Source organism: Streptomyces sp. NPDC056061, assembly GCF_042266885.1.
GTDB lineage: Bacteria > Actinomycetota > Actinomycetes > Streptomycetales > Streptomycetaceae > Streptomyces.
In genome coordinates, this window is the sequence record NZ_JBHJWQ010000006.1 from 253,293 (window position 1) to 268,170 (window position 14,878).

Sequence of the window (14,878 nt, forward strand, 5' to 3'; positions counted from 1 at the left end):
ACCTCAGATCCCCACCGTGAAACCGGCGGACCAGCTCTGCATCTCCTGCATGATGCTGTCCCACAGACCGGTCAGCAGGAGAAGACCGGTCACGATCATCATCGCGCCACCGATCCGCATGACCCATGCGTAGTGGCGCTTGACCCAGCCGAACGCGCCGAGCGCCTTGCGGAAGGCGACGGCGGCGAGCACGAAGGGCAGCCCCAGCCCGAGGCAGTACGCGACGGACAGAATTGCTCCCCGCCCGGCGGTCCCCTGTTCGAAGGCGAGCGCGCTGACGGAGGAGAGCGTCGGGCCGAGACAGGGCGTCCAGCCGATGCCGAAGAGGGCACCCAGCACCGGCGCCCCGGCCAGTCCGCTCACCGGCCGCTTGTGGATGCGGAATTCCCGCTGGGTCATCCAGGGCATCAGGCCCATGAAGAAGATCCCCATCAGGACCATGATCCCGCCGAGGACCTTGGAGAGGACCCCGCTGTACTCCTGGAGGTTCTGCCCGAAGTAGCCGAAGAGAGCCCCGCCGGACACGAACACGGCGGTGAAGCCGAGGACGAACAGCGAGGCGCCCGTGACCATGCGCCCGCGCCGGGCCTGGGCCAGGTCGGTGCCGCTGACGCCGGTGACGTACGAGAGGTAGCCGGGCACCAGCGGCAGGACGCACGGCGAGAAGAACGAGACGAGCCCGCCGAGCACCGCGATGGGCAGGGCGACGAGCAGCGCCCCGCTCATCACGGTCTCGTTCTGCCCGGTCAGTGCGGCGAGGGTGAACACGGAGTCACTTCTCCGCGATCAACGGGTCGATCATCTTGTGCAGCTTGTCGGAGTCGAGCGCGGTCATCGAACGCGCGGCGATCTTCCCCTCGCGGTCCAGGACCACGGTCGACGGGATGGTCTGCGGGCGCAGCGTGCCCTTCGGGAAGCGGAGCATCAGCTTGCCGGCCGGGTCGTAGAAGCTCGGGTACGGGACGCCGTAGTCCTTCTCGAAGCTGATCGCGGGGCCCTTCTTGGGGTCCCGCGTGTTGATCCCGACGAACTGGACGCCCTTGTCCTTCGTCTCCTTCGCCACCCTGGAGAAGTACTGGGCCTCCAGTCGGCAGGGACCGCACCACGATCCCCATGCGTTCAGCACGACGACCTTGCCCTTGAATTCGGAGACGTCGAGCTGCTTGCCGTCGAGGGTCTCCCCGTCGAGCTTGGGTGCGGCCTTGCGGTCCGCCTTGTCCACGGTGGTGATGCCGTCACTTCCCGTGACGAAGTTGGTGTTGCCACCACCGCCGACCTTGTCGTCACTCCCGCCGCACGCGCTCAGCGCAAGTGCGAGCGCGACAGTCGCGGCGGGGGCGGCGAGCAGGGTGAAACGGCGTCGAGGTACCCGGCCATAGCTCATGTGAAAAGTTTCGCATGGCCCCTCGGGCGATCTCGGGCACCCCCCTCCGTGCCCGTATCGCCCCTTGTCAGGCTTGTTTAAAGAAGGCGTTCCAGCCGCCCGCGGGCGCCTGTCCGACCCCCAGCGAGCGGAGCTTGTCGAGGACGGCCGGGGTCTGGACGTCGAGCCAGTCGACGAACTGCTTGAAGGAGACGAGCCGCACATCCGGCTTCCCGGCGATTTTCTTGAGCGTCGCCTCGACCGCATCCATGTAGATGCCGCCGTTCCACTCCTCGAAGTGGTTCCCGATATAGAACGGAGCGCGATTGGTCGTGTACGCCCGGTCGAATCCGGCAAGGTACGACTGGGTCGCCTGTTCACGCCATCCCGGGTAGCGCGAGGGCATTCCCTTGGTCGAATTCTGCGACTGGTTGGCGAGGATGTTGTAGTCCATCGAGAGGACCTCGAAGCTGTGCCCGGGGAAGGGCATGGCCTGCAACGGCAGATCCCAGACCCCCTGCCGCTTCTGCGGCCACACCTGGGTCCCGCCGGGCGAACTGGCGTCGTAGCGCCACCCCATCTTCTTGGCCGTGGGGAGCAGGTTGCCCTGGCCGAGCAGGCAGGGAGTGCGCCCGCCGACCAGCTCCTTCCGGTAGTCGAAGGGCAGCGGATCTATATCGGTCCAGCCGCTGTTGGTGCGCCATTCGGTGACGAAGGAGATCGCCTGGTCGATTTCGCTCTGCCACTGGGCGGAGGTCCAGTTCGCGACCGATCCGGAGCCGGCACAGAAATGCCCGTTGAAGTGGGTGCCGATCTCATGTCCGTCGAACCACGCCTGACGGACGTTCTTCATCGTGTCCTTGATGTGCTCATCGGTGAGGTATCCGATGTCGGAGGCGCCGACCGGGTTGTTCGGCGGCCGGTACTTGGATTTCTTCGACTCGGGGAGCAGATAGAGGCCGGAGAGGAAGAAGGTCATCGCCGCGTCATGGTTCTTGGCGAGTTCCAGAAAGCGCGGAAAGAGCCCGTTGCCGACCTCGCCCGCCCCGTCCCAGGAAAAGATCACGAACTGCGGCGGCGTCTGCCCGGGTTCGAGCGGGACCGGCGCCTGCGGCTGACGCGGCTGCTTCCCCGTGTCGGCGGTGGAACCGTCCCCGATCAGTCGGACGTCTTTCTTCGCGGGCCCGGTCCCCCGGGTGCGTCCGTCGGCGCCCTTCTCCCCGCCGTCCGCCCCCGGCCGGTCCGCGCCGGAGGTACTGCACCCCGCCAGGCCGATCGCCGCCGCGGCCCCGAGCCCGGCTCCGAGCAAACCCCTCCGGCTGATCTCGCGCATGTGTGCCCCATCTGCGATCGTTTTACCTCAAGTCCATACAAACTGGCGAAGGCTTAGATGGCGGAATCAACACAGGGGTTCCGCGATTTAGCACAAAGTTCCAGGGACTGCCAGGCCCAGGATGCGGGTGAACTCATGACCGAATCCCGGTGCACCGCTGCGGGTGCCCTGTCCGGGACATCTCAAACGGTTCGCTCCACCACACGATGGGGCGGGACGGCCGCGCGACGGGCCCACGCGGCGCGCCGCGACCCGGGCCGCGCGACGTGACGAGGACGGGACCTCGACCGCAGGACTGAACGGAGCGGACCACGCGACGGGGCGTGCCACGCGACGGGGCGTGCCACGCGACGGGGGCGGGACCCGAGCCCGCCGGCTCCGGTCCCGCCCCCGTCCGCCCCCGCGCCGGACCGTGTCCGGCTCAGGCGCCGAACGCCTTCGCCTTCCCCTTCACCGGCTTCGCCCCGGCCCGCAGGTGCGCCGGCACCAGGTCCCGTGCCGGCTCCGAGTACCCGACCGACACGATCTTGTCGCCCTGGTAGGTGAAGCTGGTCAGCGACGCGAGGGTGCACTGGCGCTTGCGCGGGTCGTGCCACAGCCGCCGCCGCTCCACGAAGCTCCGCACGATCCAGATCGGCAGCTGGTGGCTGACGCACACCGCCTCGTGCCCGCGCGCCGCGTCCCGCGCGGCGTCCAGGGCGCGCATCATCCGCACGACCTGCTCGATGTACGGTTCGCCCCACGACGGCCGGAACGGATTCGTCAGGTGCTTCCAGTTGTCCGGCTTGCGCAGCGCCCCGTCACCGACGCCGAAGGTCTTGCCCTCGAATACGTTGGCGGCCTCGATGAGCCGCTCGTCGGTGGCCAGCTCCAGGCCGTGCGCGGCGGCGATCGGCGTGGCCGTCTCCTGGGCGCGCTCCAGCGGGGAGGCGACGACGTACGTGATGTCGCGGCCCTTGAGGTGCCCGGCGACCCGGTCGGCCATCTCCCGGCCGAGTTCGGACAGGTGGTAGCCGGGGCGGCGTCCGTACAGCACGCCCTCGGGGTTGTGCACCTCGCCGTGCCGCATCAGGTGGACGACGGTGACGTCCTGTCCCCGCCCGTCCCCGCGGCTCTGGTCCGACCCGGGCCGGACCGACTCGTTCCGGTTCTGCTCGCTCATGCGGTGGCCTCCGATGCGGCGCGGGCGGCGGCGGGCAGGGCGGCGGCGATGCGCTCGACGGCCTGCGTGTCGTGGGCGGTGGAGACGAACCACGACTCGAAGGCGGACGGCGGCAGGTAGACGCCCTGCGACAGCAACGAGTGGAAGAAGGCGGTGAAGCGGAAGGCTTCCTGCTGCTTGGCGTCCTCGTAGTTCCGCACCGGCCGGTCGGTGAAGAAGACGGAGAACATGTTGCTCGCGGCCTGCACGGTGTGTGCGACGCCCTCCTTGGTGAGCGCGTCGCCGACCAGGCCGCGGATCTCCGCGGAGACCGCGTCCACCTTCGCGTACGCGGCGTCGTCGAGCAGCCGGAGCTGGGCCAGCCCGGCGGCGGTGGCGATCGGGTTCCCGGAGAGGGTGCCCGCCTGGTACACGGGTCCGGAGGGCGCGAGGTGGGCCATCACGTCCGCCCGGCCGCCGAAGGCCGCGGCCGGGAAGCCGCCGCCCATGACCTTGCCGAACGTCATCAGGTCGGGCCGCACCCCGTCGACGCCGTACCAGCCCGCTTTCGAGGTACGGAAACCGGTCATGACCTCGTCGGAGATATAGAGGGCGCCGCCCGCCGCGCAGATCTCCTTGAGCCCGGCGTTGAAGCCGTCCAGCGGCGGCACGACGCCCATGTTGCCCGGCGACGCCTCGGTGATCACACAGGCGATCTCGCCGGGGTGCGCGGCGAACGCCGCCCGCACCGCGTCCAGGTCGTTGTACGGCAGCACGATCGTGTCGCCGGCCTGCGCACCGGTGACGCCCGGGGTGTCCGGGAGCCCGAAGGTCGCGACCCCGGAACCGGCGGCGGCGAGCAGCGCGTCGACGTGGCCGTGGTAGCAGCCGGCGAACTTCACCACCTTGGCGCGACCGGTGAAGCCGCGGGCGAGCCGGATCGCGGACATGGTCGCCTCGGTGCCGGAGGACACCAGCCGCACCTGCTCCACGGGCTCGACCCGGGCCACGATCTCCTCGGCGAGCGCGACCTCGCCCTCACCGGGCGTACCGAACGAGGTGCCGCGCGCGACGGCCTCCTGCACCGCGGCGATCACCTCGGGGTGGGAGTGGCCGAGAATCATCGGCCCCCACGAGCACACGAGGTCGACATACTCACGACCGTCGGCATCCGTGAGGTACGGACCGCTGCCGGACACCATGAAACGGGGCGTACCGCCCACGGCCCGGAAGGCACGCACGGGAGAGTTCACGCCACCGGGCGTCACGAGGGACGCGCGGTCGAAGAGCGTCTGCGAAACGGGGGCTTGATATGAATACGCCACTTTGGTCCTGATCTGCGATTCGGGGGTCGGCGGGCCGGGCCGGAAATCTTGGCCGCGGTGAGCGGGGAACGTGTTCTCCTCGTGTGAGGGAAGGGCTCAGCCCCCTCGCGTCTGCGAAACTGGGGCGTGATGGGGAAAGCTCACACAAGCCATGGTGTCAGAGGCGCGGACGGTCTTGCGGACAGGTGTTTCACCACACGCCCGCGGGGGAGGTCACTGACACGATGATCGGGTTGCACGGCGGGGCTGTGTCTCCCAAGTAGTAGTCGGGTGGATGAGATATGCATCGCGGTGGCGGAGTGGGCGAAGGGACCGACGACCTGGGGCCCGAGCCTGCCCGGCGGGGTCGGCACCGGCGGCGTGAGGAGAGGCGCGGCCGCGGCGTGCGGCCCGAGGGCGCACAGGCCGACGGAGCCGGGAGCAGGAGTGGTGGCCGGGTGGGGGTGACCTACAAGTACTTCGGCGCCCCGGACGGGGCGACGGCGGCGCGCGTGCCGATCTCGATGCGTCCCGAGGAGCTCGGGGGCGACGAGCTGGGCATGGGCGGCATGTTCACCAAGATCAAGCCGGAGACGGTGGCGGCGATGGTCCTCACCGGCATCCAGGGCATACCCCTGCACCGGGTCCCCCCGCTGGAACTCGTGGTGCTCCACCCCGACTACGCGGTGGTCAAGCTCCCGATGACGGTCGTCGACCCGCTGCGCGGCGTCGGCGAGGAGTCGGTGGGCGCCGCGGCCTTCATCTGGTCGACGGTCCCCGACCGGGGCGGCCCGCGCGACGCGTTCAACGTCTACCGGCTGCTGCACGAGTGGCAGGACTTCAGCCACCGCCTGCATGACGCGGGGCATCAGGCGTACTGCCTGGTGTGGCCCTGACCCCGCGGCCGGAAGCGCGTTCGCGGCCGCGGCCGGGAACACCACCGGGCCCGTGCCGCCGACCGGCCCGCGGCACGCGGGAGCCGGTGAGAAGGTCCAGCCACCGGGCGGTCCCGGGGGCGACCACGTGGGTGTGGCCGCCCAGGACGACCCGCACCGCCGTATGGTGCGAGTCCGGTACGGCGATCCGGATGCACCCCACACGAATGCGCAGCTCCACGTCCCAGTGGCGGCGGAACCGGACGCGTACCCCGAACTTCGAGAGCTGGGGCAGCGGGGCGGGATCGAGCCACAGGGCGTCGTCCCGGGTCTCCAGCCCGGTCATGCCGCGCTGCACGAAATCGAGGGTGCCGGCCATGGCCCCCAGATGGATGCCCTCCTCGGTGGTGCCGCCCTGGATGTCGGCGACGTCCCCGAGGAGTGCCTCCTCGCAGTACGCCCATGCCTCCTCGCGGCGGGTCCGGGCCAGCACCCAGGCGTGGACCAGTGAGCTGAGCGTGGATCCGTGGCTGGTGCGCGCGAGGTAGTAGTCGACGGTGGCCCGCCAGAGGTCGTCGTCCAGGTGGTGCCCCAGCCGCCGGAACAGTCCGGCGAGCTCCTGGGGCGAGAAGAGGAAGCCGAGCATGAGCACGTCGGCCTGCTTGGACGCCTGGTACCGGTTGACGGTGTCGCCCTCCGTCTCCAGGATCCGGTCCAGCCGCCGAATGTCCCGGTACCGCCTCCGGTACCCCTCCCAGTCCAGTTCGGCCAGCTCCCCGTATCCGGCGAACTGGCTGATGATGCCCTGGTGATACGGCACGTACAGACGGCGGGAGATGTCCTCCCAGCGTTCCGGTTCGTCGCCTTCGAGCCCGATCCGGTCGAGCAGTCGGCTGCGGCGGCCCGCGGAGAGTTCGCGGTACAGCTCCGTCGAACGCGCCAGGGTCCAGGCCGCCGTCACGTTCGTGTACGTGTTGTCGTCGAGGCCCGCCGTCGTGCTGCCCGGGTAGGCGTCGTGGTACTCGTCCGGGCCGACGACGCCGCGGATGCGGTACCGGGCGAGCCCGTCGTCCCAGGTGGCGCAGGACGCCCAGAACCTGGCGATCTGCATCAGCATCTCCGCACCGCTGGAGTGCAGGTACTCCGTGTCGCCGGTGGCCTGGCAGTACTGCCACACGTTGTACGCGACGGCCGAGCCGACGTGGTGCTGGAGCCGGGAGCGGTCGGGGAGCCAGCGCCCGGAGTGCGGGTTGAGATGGAGTTCCTGCGTCTCCTCGCGCCCCGTGTCGGCGCTCTGCCAGGGATACATCGCCCCGTCCCGGCCCGCCTCGCGCGCTGCCAGGCAGGCGGCGGGCAGCCGCCGGTGGCGGTAGTCGAGCAGGCCCCGGGAGACCTCCGGGAGGTGCAGGTTCAGGAACGGCAGCACGAACAGCTCGTCCCAGAAGACGTGGCCCCGGTACGCCTCGCCGTGCAGCCCTCTCGCCGGAACCCCCACATCGAGTTGGGCGGTGTGCGGGGAGAGCGTCTGGAGCAGGTGGAAGAGGTGCAGTCGCAGGATGCGCCCCGCCTCGCCGGCCACCTCCAGCCTGACCTGCCCCCACAGCTCGGCCCAGGCCCGCCGGTGCGAGTCCAGCAGTTGCGGAAAGCCCGGGGCCCTGCGGACCTCGGCCGTCGCCGCCAACAACGGGCTGCCGATCGCGAGGTCGCGTGTGGTGTGGAGGGCCACCGTCTTGTCGACGACGGCATCGGCCCCCGGGCCCAGCGGCAGTGTCAGCCGTCGGCAGACCGCCTTCGCCGTCCGCCGGAACCGCGGGGCGGTCGGCGGGACGAGGGAGGCAACGGACGAGGCGGCCGGCGGGGCGGGGGCAGCAGCGGACGAGGCGGCGTCCGGAGCGCTCGGGGCGGCGGCGTCCGGAGCGGACGAGGTGGGCGGCGCGGCAGGGTCCGGAGCGGACGGCGAGGCAGGGTCCGGAGCGGACGGCGAGGCGGGGGCGGCAGGTCCGGGCGGGGCCGTCCTTGCGGAGGGGGTGCCGTCGTCCGTCTCCCCCTGCCCGTTGCGCGCGCGGACCTGTCCGGATCCGTTCCGCGTGCGGCCCTGTCCGGATCCGTTGCGGACGCGGGGTCGGCCGGACCCGTTGCGCGTGCGGGTTCGCCCGGACCCGGACAGGATGCGGACCGCCAGCGCGATGCCGATCTCCGACTCCACCGTGTGACACCTCAGCGACACCACACCGTCCTCCGCCGTGTCCGTCACCCAGCCGGTGAGGTGCCGGTCGGCGAGATCCCGGTACCGTGCAACCCCCGAGTTGCGGATGTCGCCGTCGATCCCGGCCTCCACCTCGATCTCCCCGGTCCATCCCCGCGCCCGGAACACGGTGCGCAGGGCGGCGAGGTGCGGCTCGCCCATGTGCACCAGACGGCATTCCTCCACCCCCAGCCACCTGCCCGCCCCGTCCTCGTAGACGGATCTGCGGGTCAGTGTGCCGCCGCGCAGGTCGAGGGTCTGGCCGTACTCGACGAGTTGCTCGTGGTCCGGGGCGAGCCAGGGCCCCGGCTCGGCGCCCTCGGGGCGGATCCGGTAGCGCAGCGGCAACCAGTTGGGCAGGTTGACCAGGTCCTCGTTCTCGACCGTGCGGCCCCGCACGGTCGATGTCAGCCGGTTGTAGCAGCCCGCCAGGTAGGTGCCGGGGTAGTGCGACGGGCCCTCGGACGCCTCGGGCGCGGCGCCGCGGGTGGCGAAGTACCCGTTGCCGAGTGTGCACAGCGCCTCGCGGCGCCGTTCCTCCCGCGGGTCGTACCCCTCGTACGACCAGGTCCAGAGGCGGTTCATCACTCGTCTCCGGGGGATGTGCGAACGGTCGCCAGCAGTTCCCCGGGGTCGGACACCACGAGGTCGGCGCCGTGCCGGCGCAGGGCGGCGGCGCTGTCGGGGCCGCCCGCCCGGTTCACGCCGACCACGAGCCCGAAGCCGCCGCGCCGACCCGCCTCGACCCCGGCCAGCGCGTCCTCCACCACGGCCGTGTCCCGGACCGGGGTCCGCAACCGCCGCGCCGCTTCGACGAAGAGCGCCGGGTCCGGCTTTCCGGCCAGCCGCAGCCGACCCGCCTCGTTCCCGTCGACGACGACGTCGAACCGGTCGATGAGCCCCGCCCTCGTCAGCAGTTCCGTCGCGTGCCGGGACGCCGAGACGGCGGCGCAGGGCGTCCGTCGCCCGCGCAGCGCGTCGAGCAGCCGGACCGTGCCCGGCCAGACGCGGACCGGTTCGGTGCGCAACGCCTGCGTGAACAGTTCGTCCTTGCGGGCGGCGATCGCCCACACCGTCCTGGTGCCCGGCGGGTCGTCGGGGCTTCCCTCCGGCAGATCCAGGCCCCGCGACGCCAGGAACGCCGCGGCACCGTCCCGCCGCGACCGGCCGTCGACATGGCGCAGGTAGTCGTCCACGGCGTCGAACGGCCGCTGCCCCTCGATACCCGACAGGCATGCGTCGAACGCCTTCTTCCAGGCAGCGGCGTGGCTCCCGGCGGAGTCGGTGATCACTCCGTCGGTGTCGAGAACGACGGCCCGTACGGAGCGCAGGCCCGGCGTCGGGGACGGAACGGCTGCCATGGGCGGGACTGATCCCTTCGTCAGGGGCTGCTCCCATGGCACCACGGTTCCGGCCCGCGGGCGCGGCGTGTGCCGGGAGGGACCGGACCCCGCGGCGTGCGCCTGGAGGGACCGGACCCGAAAAGGTCCGGGCGGAAAAGGTTCCGGAGCGTGGAAGCGCCCGGGGCGAAGCAGCGCTGGGGGCGTGGAAGCGCCCGGGGCGTGGCAGAGTGCAAAGCAGAGGAACGGGCAAAATGCCCATATCACCCACTCCGCATGTGTTCCCTGCCGAAAAGACCAGCGACCGTTCCGGATGTCCGGGAGTCCCGATGCCCAGGTCACTCGACGACACGACACTGACCGACCTCGTCGCCGATGCCACTGCCGCCCCGTCCATGCACAACGCCCAGCCGTGGCAGTTCCGCTACACCCGCGCGGGCCGGACCCTCACTCTCCTCGCGGACCTCGACCGCGCGATGCCCGAGGCCGACCCGGCCACCCGCGCGCTGCACGTGGGCTGCGGCGCGGCCCTGCTCAACCTGCGGGTGTCCGCCGCCCACCACGGCCTGGACACGGTCACCACGCTCCTGCCCGAACCGTCCACGCCCGCGGTACTGGCCATCGTCCGGCTCGGCGTCCAAGCCGGCGCACGCCCGGCTCCGACCCCGGCTTCCGCTCCCGCTCCCGCTCCTGGAAACGAAGCGCGGGAAAACGATGCGCAGAAGCACGACGGCCATGGGAACGACGGCCACGGGAACGAAAGCCACGAGCACGACGGCCGCAGGAACGAAGCCCATGAGAACGAAGGGCTCGCCGCTCTCCACCCCTCGATCCGGGAACGGCACACCAGCCGCTACCCGTTCGACGACCAGCTGATCCCCAACGACGTCCGCGCGCTCCTCGGCGAGGCCGCCCGCGTCGAGGGTGCGGACTTCACGTTCCTGTCCTCACCGCATCTGGAGACCGTGCTGGGCCTGATCCGGGACGCCGAGGGCTATGACCGCAGAGACCCGGGACGGGAGGCGGAACAGCACCGCTGGGTCCGGGACACGAAGACCGAGTCGCCCGTCGACGGCATCCCGGACTACGCCCTCGGTCCCCGGGACGCCTCGGAGCGAGGGACCAACCGTGACTTCGCGGGGACCGGCGTACTGCCCGGCCGGGCACGCGTCGCGTTCGAGGAACGGCCGCAACTGGCCCTGCTGACCACACCGGGCGACCATTCCCTCGACTGGCTGCGTGCCGGTCAGGCTCTGGAACGCGTGCTGCTCGTGGCCACGCTCCACAACGTGTCCACGTCCTTCTCGACGCAGCCCGTCGAATGGCCGGATCTGCGCTGGCTCCTGCGCGACCCGGTCTTCGGCTCGGGGCACGCGCAGATGATCGTCCGTCTGGGATACGGGCCCACGGGGCCGCACACGCCCCGCCGCCCCATGAGCCAAGTACTGACGATCGAGCCGTAGAACCCCGCCCCCGGACATCCCGATACATACCGGCCGAGACCGGACAGAGGCAGGAGACAGGAGACAGGAGGCAGGGGCACGGCAGATGAAGGGACCGGGGCAGAGGAAGAGGAAAGGACACGGAAGGTGGTGGGAGCGATGCGGCTCCCCGTAGTCGTCGGGGTGGACGGTTCGGAGGGAAGCCTCCACGCCCTGGACTGGGCCGCGGCGGAAGCGGCACGCTCCGGGCTGCCCCTGCGCATCGTGCACGCCTCGCTGTGGGAGCGCTACGAGGGCCTGCACCCCGCCCTCGACGCCGAGCGCCCCACCGAGGAGATCCTGGCCGAGCGCCTCGTCGCCGACGCCCGGGAACGCGCGCGCGGGCTCGGCCCCGGGCTGACCGTGACTGCCGACGTGCAGCCCGAGGATCCGGTGGCCGCGCTCGTCGGGGAGAGCCACGAGGCGGCCATGGTGGTCGTCGGCTCCCGCGGCCACGGCCGGATCGCCGGAATGCTCGTGGGGTCCGTCAGCCTGGCGCTCGCCAACCGGTCCCACTGCCCGATCGTCGTGGTACCGGCCCGGATGTCCGGTACACCACCGCGGTCCGGCCGCGTCGTCGTCGGGATCAGCGATGCCGCGACTCCGACGCCGGCCGTCGTCTTCGCGCTCGACCAGGCGGCGGCCCGACACGGTGAGCTGGTCGCCGTACGGGTCTGGCGCTGCCCCGCCCACGAGGCCATGAGCCATCCGCTGCTCGCCGGGTCGCCCACGGCGTCCCACCACCGGCAGGCCGAGGAGCACCTCGAAGACGTACTGACCCGACTGGACCGGAACGGCTCCTGCGGAGTCGTGATCCACCGATCCGTCGTGCGCGGGCCGACGCATCAGAAGTTGATCGAGGCCGCCGCGGGCGCCGACCTCCTCGTCGTCGGTACCGGTCGGCGCCATGGACGACACGGCCACCACCTCGGCCCGGTGAACCACGCGATGCTGCACTACGCGTCCTGCCCGGTCGCCGTCGTCCCCGACACGTACGGCACCTGATCCCCGAACGCCCCGCCCGGACCTCATGACCGCCCGTCAGAACGGCGAGTGTCAGAGCCCGGTCGTACGGTTGCTCTCGTACCGACGACGCACAGCCGTATGCACAGCCGTACGCACGAGGGGAGGGCCGGCCCGTGGCCGATGTCGCCGCACGTCTTGTCACCACGCTCGCCGCACCGCTGGGTCATCGTGGGCAGAGGACGGTCGATGCTCCGGCGCTCCTTCATCGGCCCGGCAGACGCCTGCTCGTCCAACGCGGCGACTCCGAGACGGCTGTCGTCGACCTGGACGCAGAGGGCACCCCGCCGGTCCGGTTCCCCGCGCCCTGGCCCCGCCGCTTCGGCACCTGCACGGTGGCTCCGAACGGCAATACGGCGATCTTCGCCGGAGTACACGCGTTGCGCGCCGTGGACTCGACGGGCGCCGTCCGCTGGGAGGTCCGGCACGGCTGCTGGGACGACAGCTGCCGCACGCTCCACAGCACGTACGAGGAGTACGCGTCCGACCGTTCGCACCAGTACGCCGACAGCGGCTCGGCCGGGTTCTCGCCGGACGGAAGCCTCGTGTGGGCCCACGTGCGCGGTCCGGTCCCGGCAGCGGGCCCAGCCCCGGAGTCGGTGGACGAATGGCTGGTGATCGACGCCGCCGACGGCCGGGTACTGGACCGTTCCGATACGGAGACCGCGGCGGCGGGCTCGATCCATGTCCCGCACCCGGACCCCGCCCGAATGGGGCTGAGCATCGGCGAGGGCCAGGACGGGGCACCGATGCGGTGGGGCCGGTGGGACGGCGAGAAGCTCTCCGTCGAGCAGTTCTGCGACGACGACCGCATCCTGATGTCGGTGAGCCCCTCCGGGAAGTGGTTCCTGACGGCCGGACACGACCAGGACCGGCTCGGCGTGCACCGGGTCGAGGACGGCTCCGTGCTGTGCGAGCTCAGCACCGAGAACGTCGTTCCACGCCATCCCGGTGCCGACCCCGACGATCTCGACGCCGACGCGACGGCCTGGGACGACGCGTGCGGCTTCCTCGACGAAAGAACCGTCGTGGCGGGCACGTCGGAAGCGGACGAGGAGTACGGCGAGCAGCGTCACTGGCTGCTGACCACGGACGGGGCCCGGATGCGGGTGGCCGCACGGATCACGTATCCGTTCCCGATATCCGGCCGGGTCACCGCTGTCGGTGACGGCACCTGGTACACGGTGTCGGAGACCGGCGACACCCTGCACGTCTGGAGCCGGTGATCGGACTGCGGGCGGACGCCTCGGGGGACACCCCCTCCAAGCCCTCCGCCCCCTGCGAGCTCTCCAATGCCTCAGAGCCCTCCGTGCCGACCTTGCGCGCCCTGCCCGAGCGCACAGGACACGCCAGCCACACGAGACTCGACAGCCACACAAAACACGACAGCCACGACGGGTGCGAAGCCGCCCGGCCCCGGGCATCGCGCCCGCCCTGTCCTGCGGCCGGCACGGCAGGCCCCCGACGCGACACGAAGGGCATCGTCGACGCCTCGGAACTCTTCGCACAGGTGCGTTTCCGCCGCCGCGAGCCCGCCCCCGCACTGCGGCCGTATCTGGAGCACTACTGGCTCATCGACTGGGACCTCACACAGCCGTACGCCTCCCACCTGGTCCCGCACCCGTCCGTGAACCTGGTCTTCCAACGGTACGAGGCGTCTTCGGTGCCCACGCGCGGCACCGGATTCGCCGAGGTCTCGGGCATCGGCCTGGAACTCTTCACGCAGAAGCTGGAGGGCCGGGGCCGGGTCTGCGGCGTGCAGTTCCGGCCCGGCGGCTTCCGTCCGTTCGCGCCGGACCGTCCGGTCTCCGCCTGGACCGGACGGCGGCTCCCCGCCGACGAGGTGTTCTCCCCGCCCGCCTCGCCGTCGGCCGTCCTGGACCCGGCCGACGAGGACGCCCGGGTCGCGGCGCTGGACGCGTATCTCCTGGCACTCCGCCCGGACCCGGACCCGCAGGCGGACCGCGCGATGGCCCTGGTCGACCTCGTGCGCACGGACCGTACGCTGCGCCGGGTCGACGAACTCGCCCGCGCGGAAGGGCTGTCACCCCGCTCGCTGCAACGACTCTTCGCCGCGTACGTCGGTGTGGGCCCCAAGTGGGTCATCCTCCGCTACCGCATCCACGAAGCGCTGGAGCGCGCCGAGGCGGACCCGGAAGTGAACTGGGCAGCGCTCGCCGCCGAGCTCGGATACAGCGACCAGGCCCACCTGATCAGGGATTTCACCGCGACCGTCGGTGTCTCCCCCACGGTCCTCGCCCCGCACTGACGGCAAGCCCGCGGGCCGCCGCACCGTCACCCCAGCAACCGGGAAACCGGACATCAGGATGCCGGGACATCAGGATGCTGGGACATCAGGATGCCGGGACACCGAGATCCCGAACACCGGGATGCCGGGACACCGGCGCGGACAACCTGCGCTGTCAATCGTTGCTCTCGAACGGCGTGTCGCTCCAGCGGAACCACGCCCTGTCTCCGTCGATGTGCAGCAGGAACTCCGGAACGGGGCCGGAGGGCGACGTCAGTGAGACGGCCTGTCGGATCTCGTCGTAGACCTTCTCCCACTCGTCCCAGTGCTCGTCGTCGTTGAACTCCATCAGTTCGAGATCGCGGGCGAACAGGGGCTGGACCACGGCGAACGCGGGACCGGGGGCGAACCGTCCCGACAACCACGGGAAGTCGGTCTCGTCGACCGATATCTCCCCGACCAACTCCTGCTCGCGCCGCACGAGCCAGGTCTCGCCCATGAATCCCACGTTCCACTCCACTTCGC

The 14,878-nt window shown here is 71.1% G+C and carries 12 protein-coding genes and 1 pseudogene; 5 read left to right on the forward strand and 8 right to left on the reverse strand.

The window, feature by feature from the left end; genetic code table 11:
• Nucleotides 1-3 precede the first annotated feature (3 nt).
• The 5 genes from ACFC79_RS12755 to hemL form a co-directional block, all read right to left on the reverse strand.
• Nucleotides 4-726, reverse strand: a complete 723-nt coding sequence (locus ACFC79_RS12755; protein WP_376238952.1) for a cytochrome c biogenesis CcdA family protein — start codon at nucleotides 724-726, stop codon at nucleotides 4-6.
• Between the two features lie 46 nt (nucleotides 727-772).
• Entirely contained in the window at nucleotides 773-1,384 is a 612-nt protein-coding gene (locus ACFC79_RS12760) for a TlpA family protein disulfide reductase (RefSeq protein ID WP_376238817.1), read from the reverse strand.
• 67 nt (nucleotides 1,385-1,451) lie between these two features.
• Nucleotides 1,452-2,696 carry a hypothetical protein gene (locus ACFC79_RS12765; RefSeq protein WP_376238819.1) on the reverse strand — a complete coding sequence of 415 codons (1,245 nt, stop codon included), beginning with the start codon at nucleotides 2,694-2,696 and terminating at the stop codon, nucleotides 1,452-1,454.
• Nucleotides 2,697-3,117: 421 nt separating this feature from the next.
• A complete protein-coding gene (locus ACFC79_RS12770) occupies nucleotides 3,118-3,765 on the reverse strand; it encodes a histidine phosphatase family protein (protein WP_376238955.1) in 648 nt (215 codons plus the stop codon).
• Nucleotides 3,766-3,854: 89 nt separating this feature from the next.
• Nucleotides 3,855-5,162 carry a glutamate-1-semialdehyde 2,1-aminomutase gene (gene hemL, locus ACFC79_RS12775; RefSeq protein ID WP_376238821.1) on the reverse strand — a complete coding sequence of 436 codons (1,308 nt, stop codon included), beginning with the start codon at nucleotides 5,160-5,162 and terminating at the stop codon, nucleotides 3,855-3,857.
• A gap of 281 nt (nucleotides 5,163-5,443) precedes the next feature.
• On the opposite strand from hemL, the gene ACFC79_RS12780 reads away from it, so the two are divergent.
• Nucleotides 5,444-6,037, forward strand: a complete 594-nt coding sequence (locus ACFC79_RS12780) for a hypothetical protein (protein ID WP_376238824.1) — start codon at nucleotides 5,444-5,446, stop codon at nucleotides 6,035-6,037.
• 91 nt (nucleotides 6,038-6,128) lie between these two features.
• On the opposite strand, the pseudogene ACFC79_RS12785 reads toward ACFC79_RS12780, so the two are convergent.
• Together ACFC79_RS12785 and ACFC79_RS12790 are read right to left on the reverse strand one after the other, a co-directional pair.
• A pseudogene (locus ACFC79_RS12785) lies at nucleotides 6,129-8,846 on the reverse strand (glycoside hydrolase family 65 protein); the annotation flags it as partial.
• Complete coding sequence (locus ACFC79_RS12790) at nucleotides 8,846-9,622, reverse strand: HAD family hydrolase (protein WP_376238826.1); 777 nt, start codon at nucleotides 9,620-9,622, stop codon at nucleotides 8,846-8,848. The gene ACFC79_RS12790 and the pseudogene ACFC79_RS12785, both read right to left, overlap by 1 nt.
• A 308-nt stretch (nucleotides 9,623-9,930) precedes the next feature.
• Here ACFC79_RS12790 and ACFC79_RS12795 point away from each other — a divergent pair, with 308 nt between their 5' ends.
• The 4 genes from ACFC79_RS12795 (at nucleotide 9,931) to ACFC79_RS12810 (ending at nucleotide 14,374) form a co-directional block, all read left to right on the forward strand.
• Nucleotides 9,931-11,064: a nitroreductase gene (locus ACFC79_RS12795; RefSeq protein ID WP_376238828.1), complete on the forward strand. Its 1,134-nt coding sequence runs from the start codon at nucleotides 9,931-9,933 to the stop codon at nucleotides 11,062-11,064.
• Nucleotides 11,065-11,202: 138 nt separating this feature from the next.
• The gene (locus ACFC79_RS12800; RefSeq protein WP_376238831.1) at nucleotides 11,203-12,087 is read left to right on the forward strand and encodes a universal stress protein; all 885 of its coding nucleotides are present in this window, start codon (nucleotides 11,203-11,205) and stop codon (nucleotides 12,085-12,087) included.
• A gap of 134 nt (nucleotides 12,088-12,221) precedes the next feature.
• Nucleotides 12,222-13,331: a hypothetical protein gene (locus tag ACFC79_RS12805; RefSeq protein ID WP_376238833.1), complete on the forward strand. Its 1,110-nt coding sequence runs from the start codon at nucleotides 12,222-12,224 to the stop codon at nucleotides 13,329-13,331.
• A gap of 254 nt (nucleotides 13,332-13,585) precedes the next feature.
• Nucleotides 13,586-14,374 carry a DUF6597 domain-containing transcriptional factor gene (locus ACFC79_RS12810; RefSeq protein WP_376238958.1) on the forward strand — a complete coding sequence of 263 codons (789 nt, stop codon included), beginning with the start codon at nucleotides 13,586-13,588 and terminating at the stop codon, nucleotides 14,372-14,374.
• Between the two features lie 154 nt (nucleotides 14,375-14,528).
• On the opposite strand, the gene ACFC79_RS12815 is transcribed toward ACFC79_RS12810, so the two are convergent.
• Complete coding sequence (locus ACFC79_RS12815) at nucleotides 14,529-14,861, reverse strand: hypothetical protein (protein ID WP_376238960.1); 333 nt, start codon at nucleotides 14,859-14,861, stop codon at nucleotides 14,529-14,531.
• Nucleotides 14,862-14,878 lie beyond the last annotated feature (17 nt).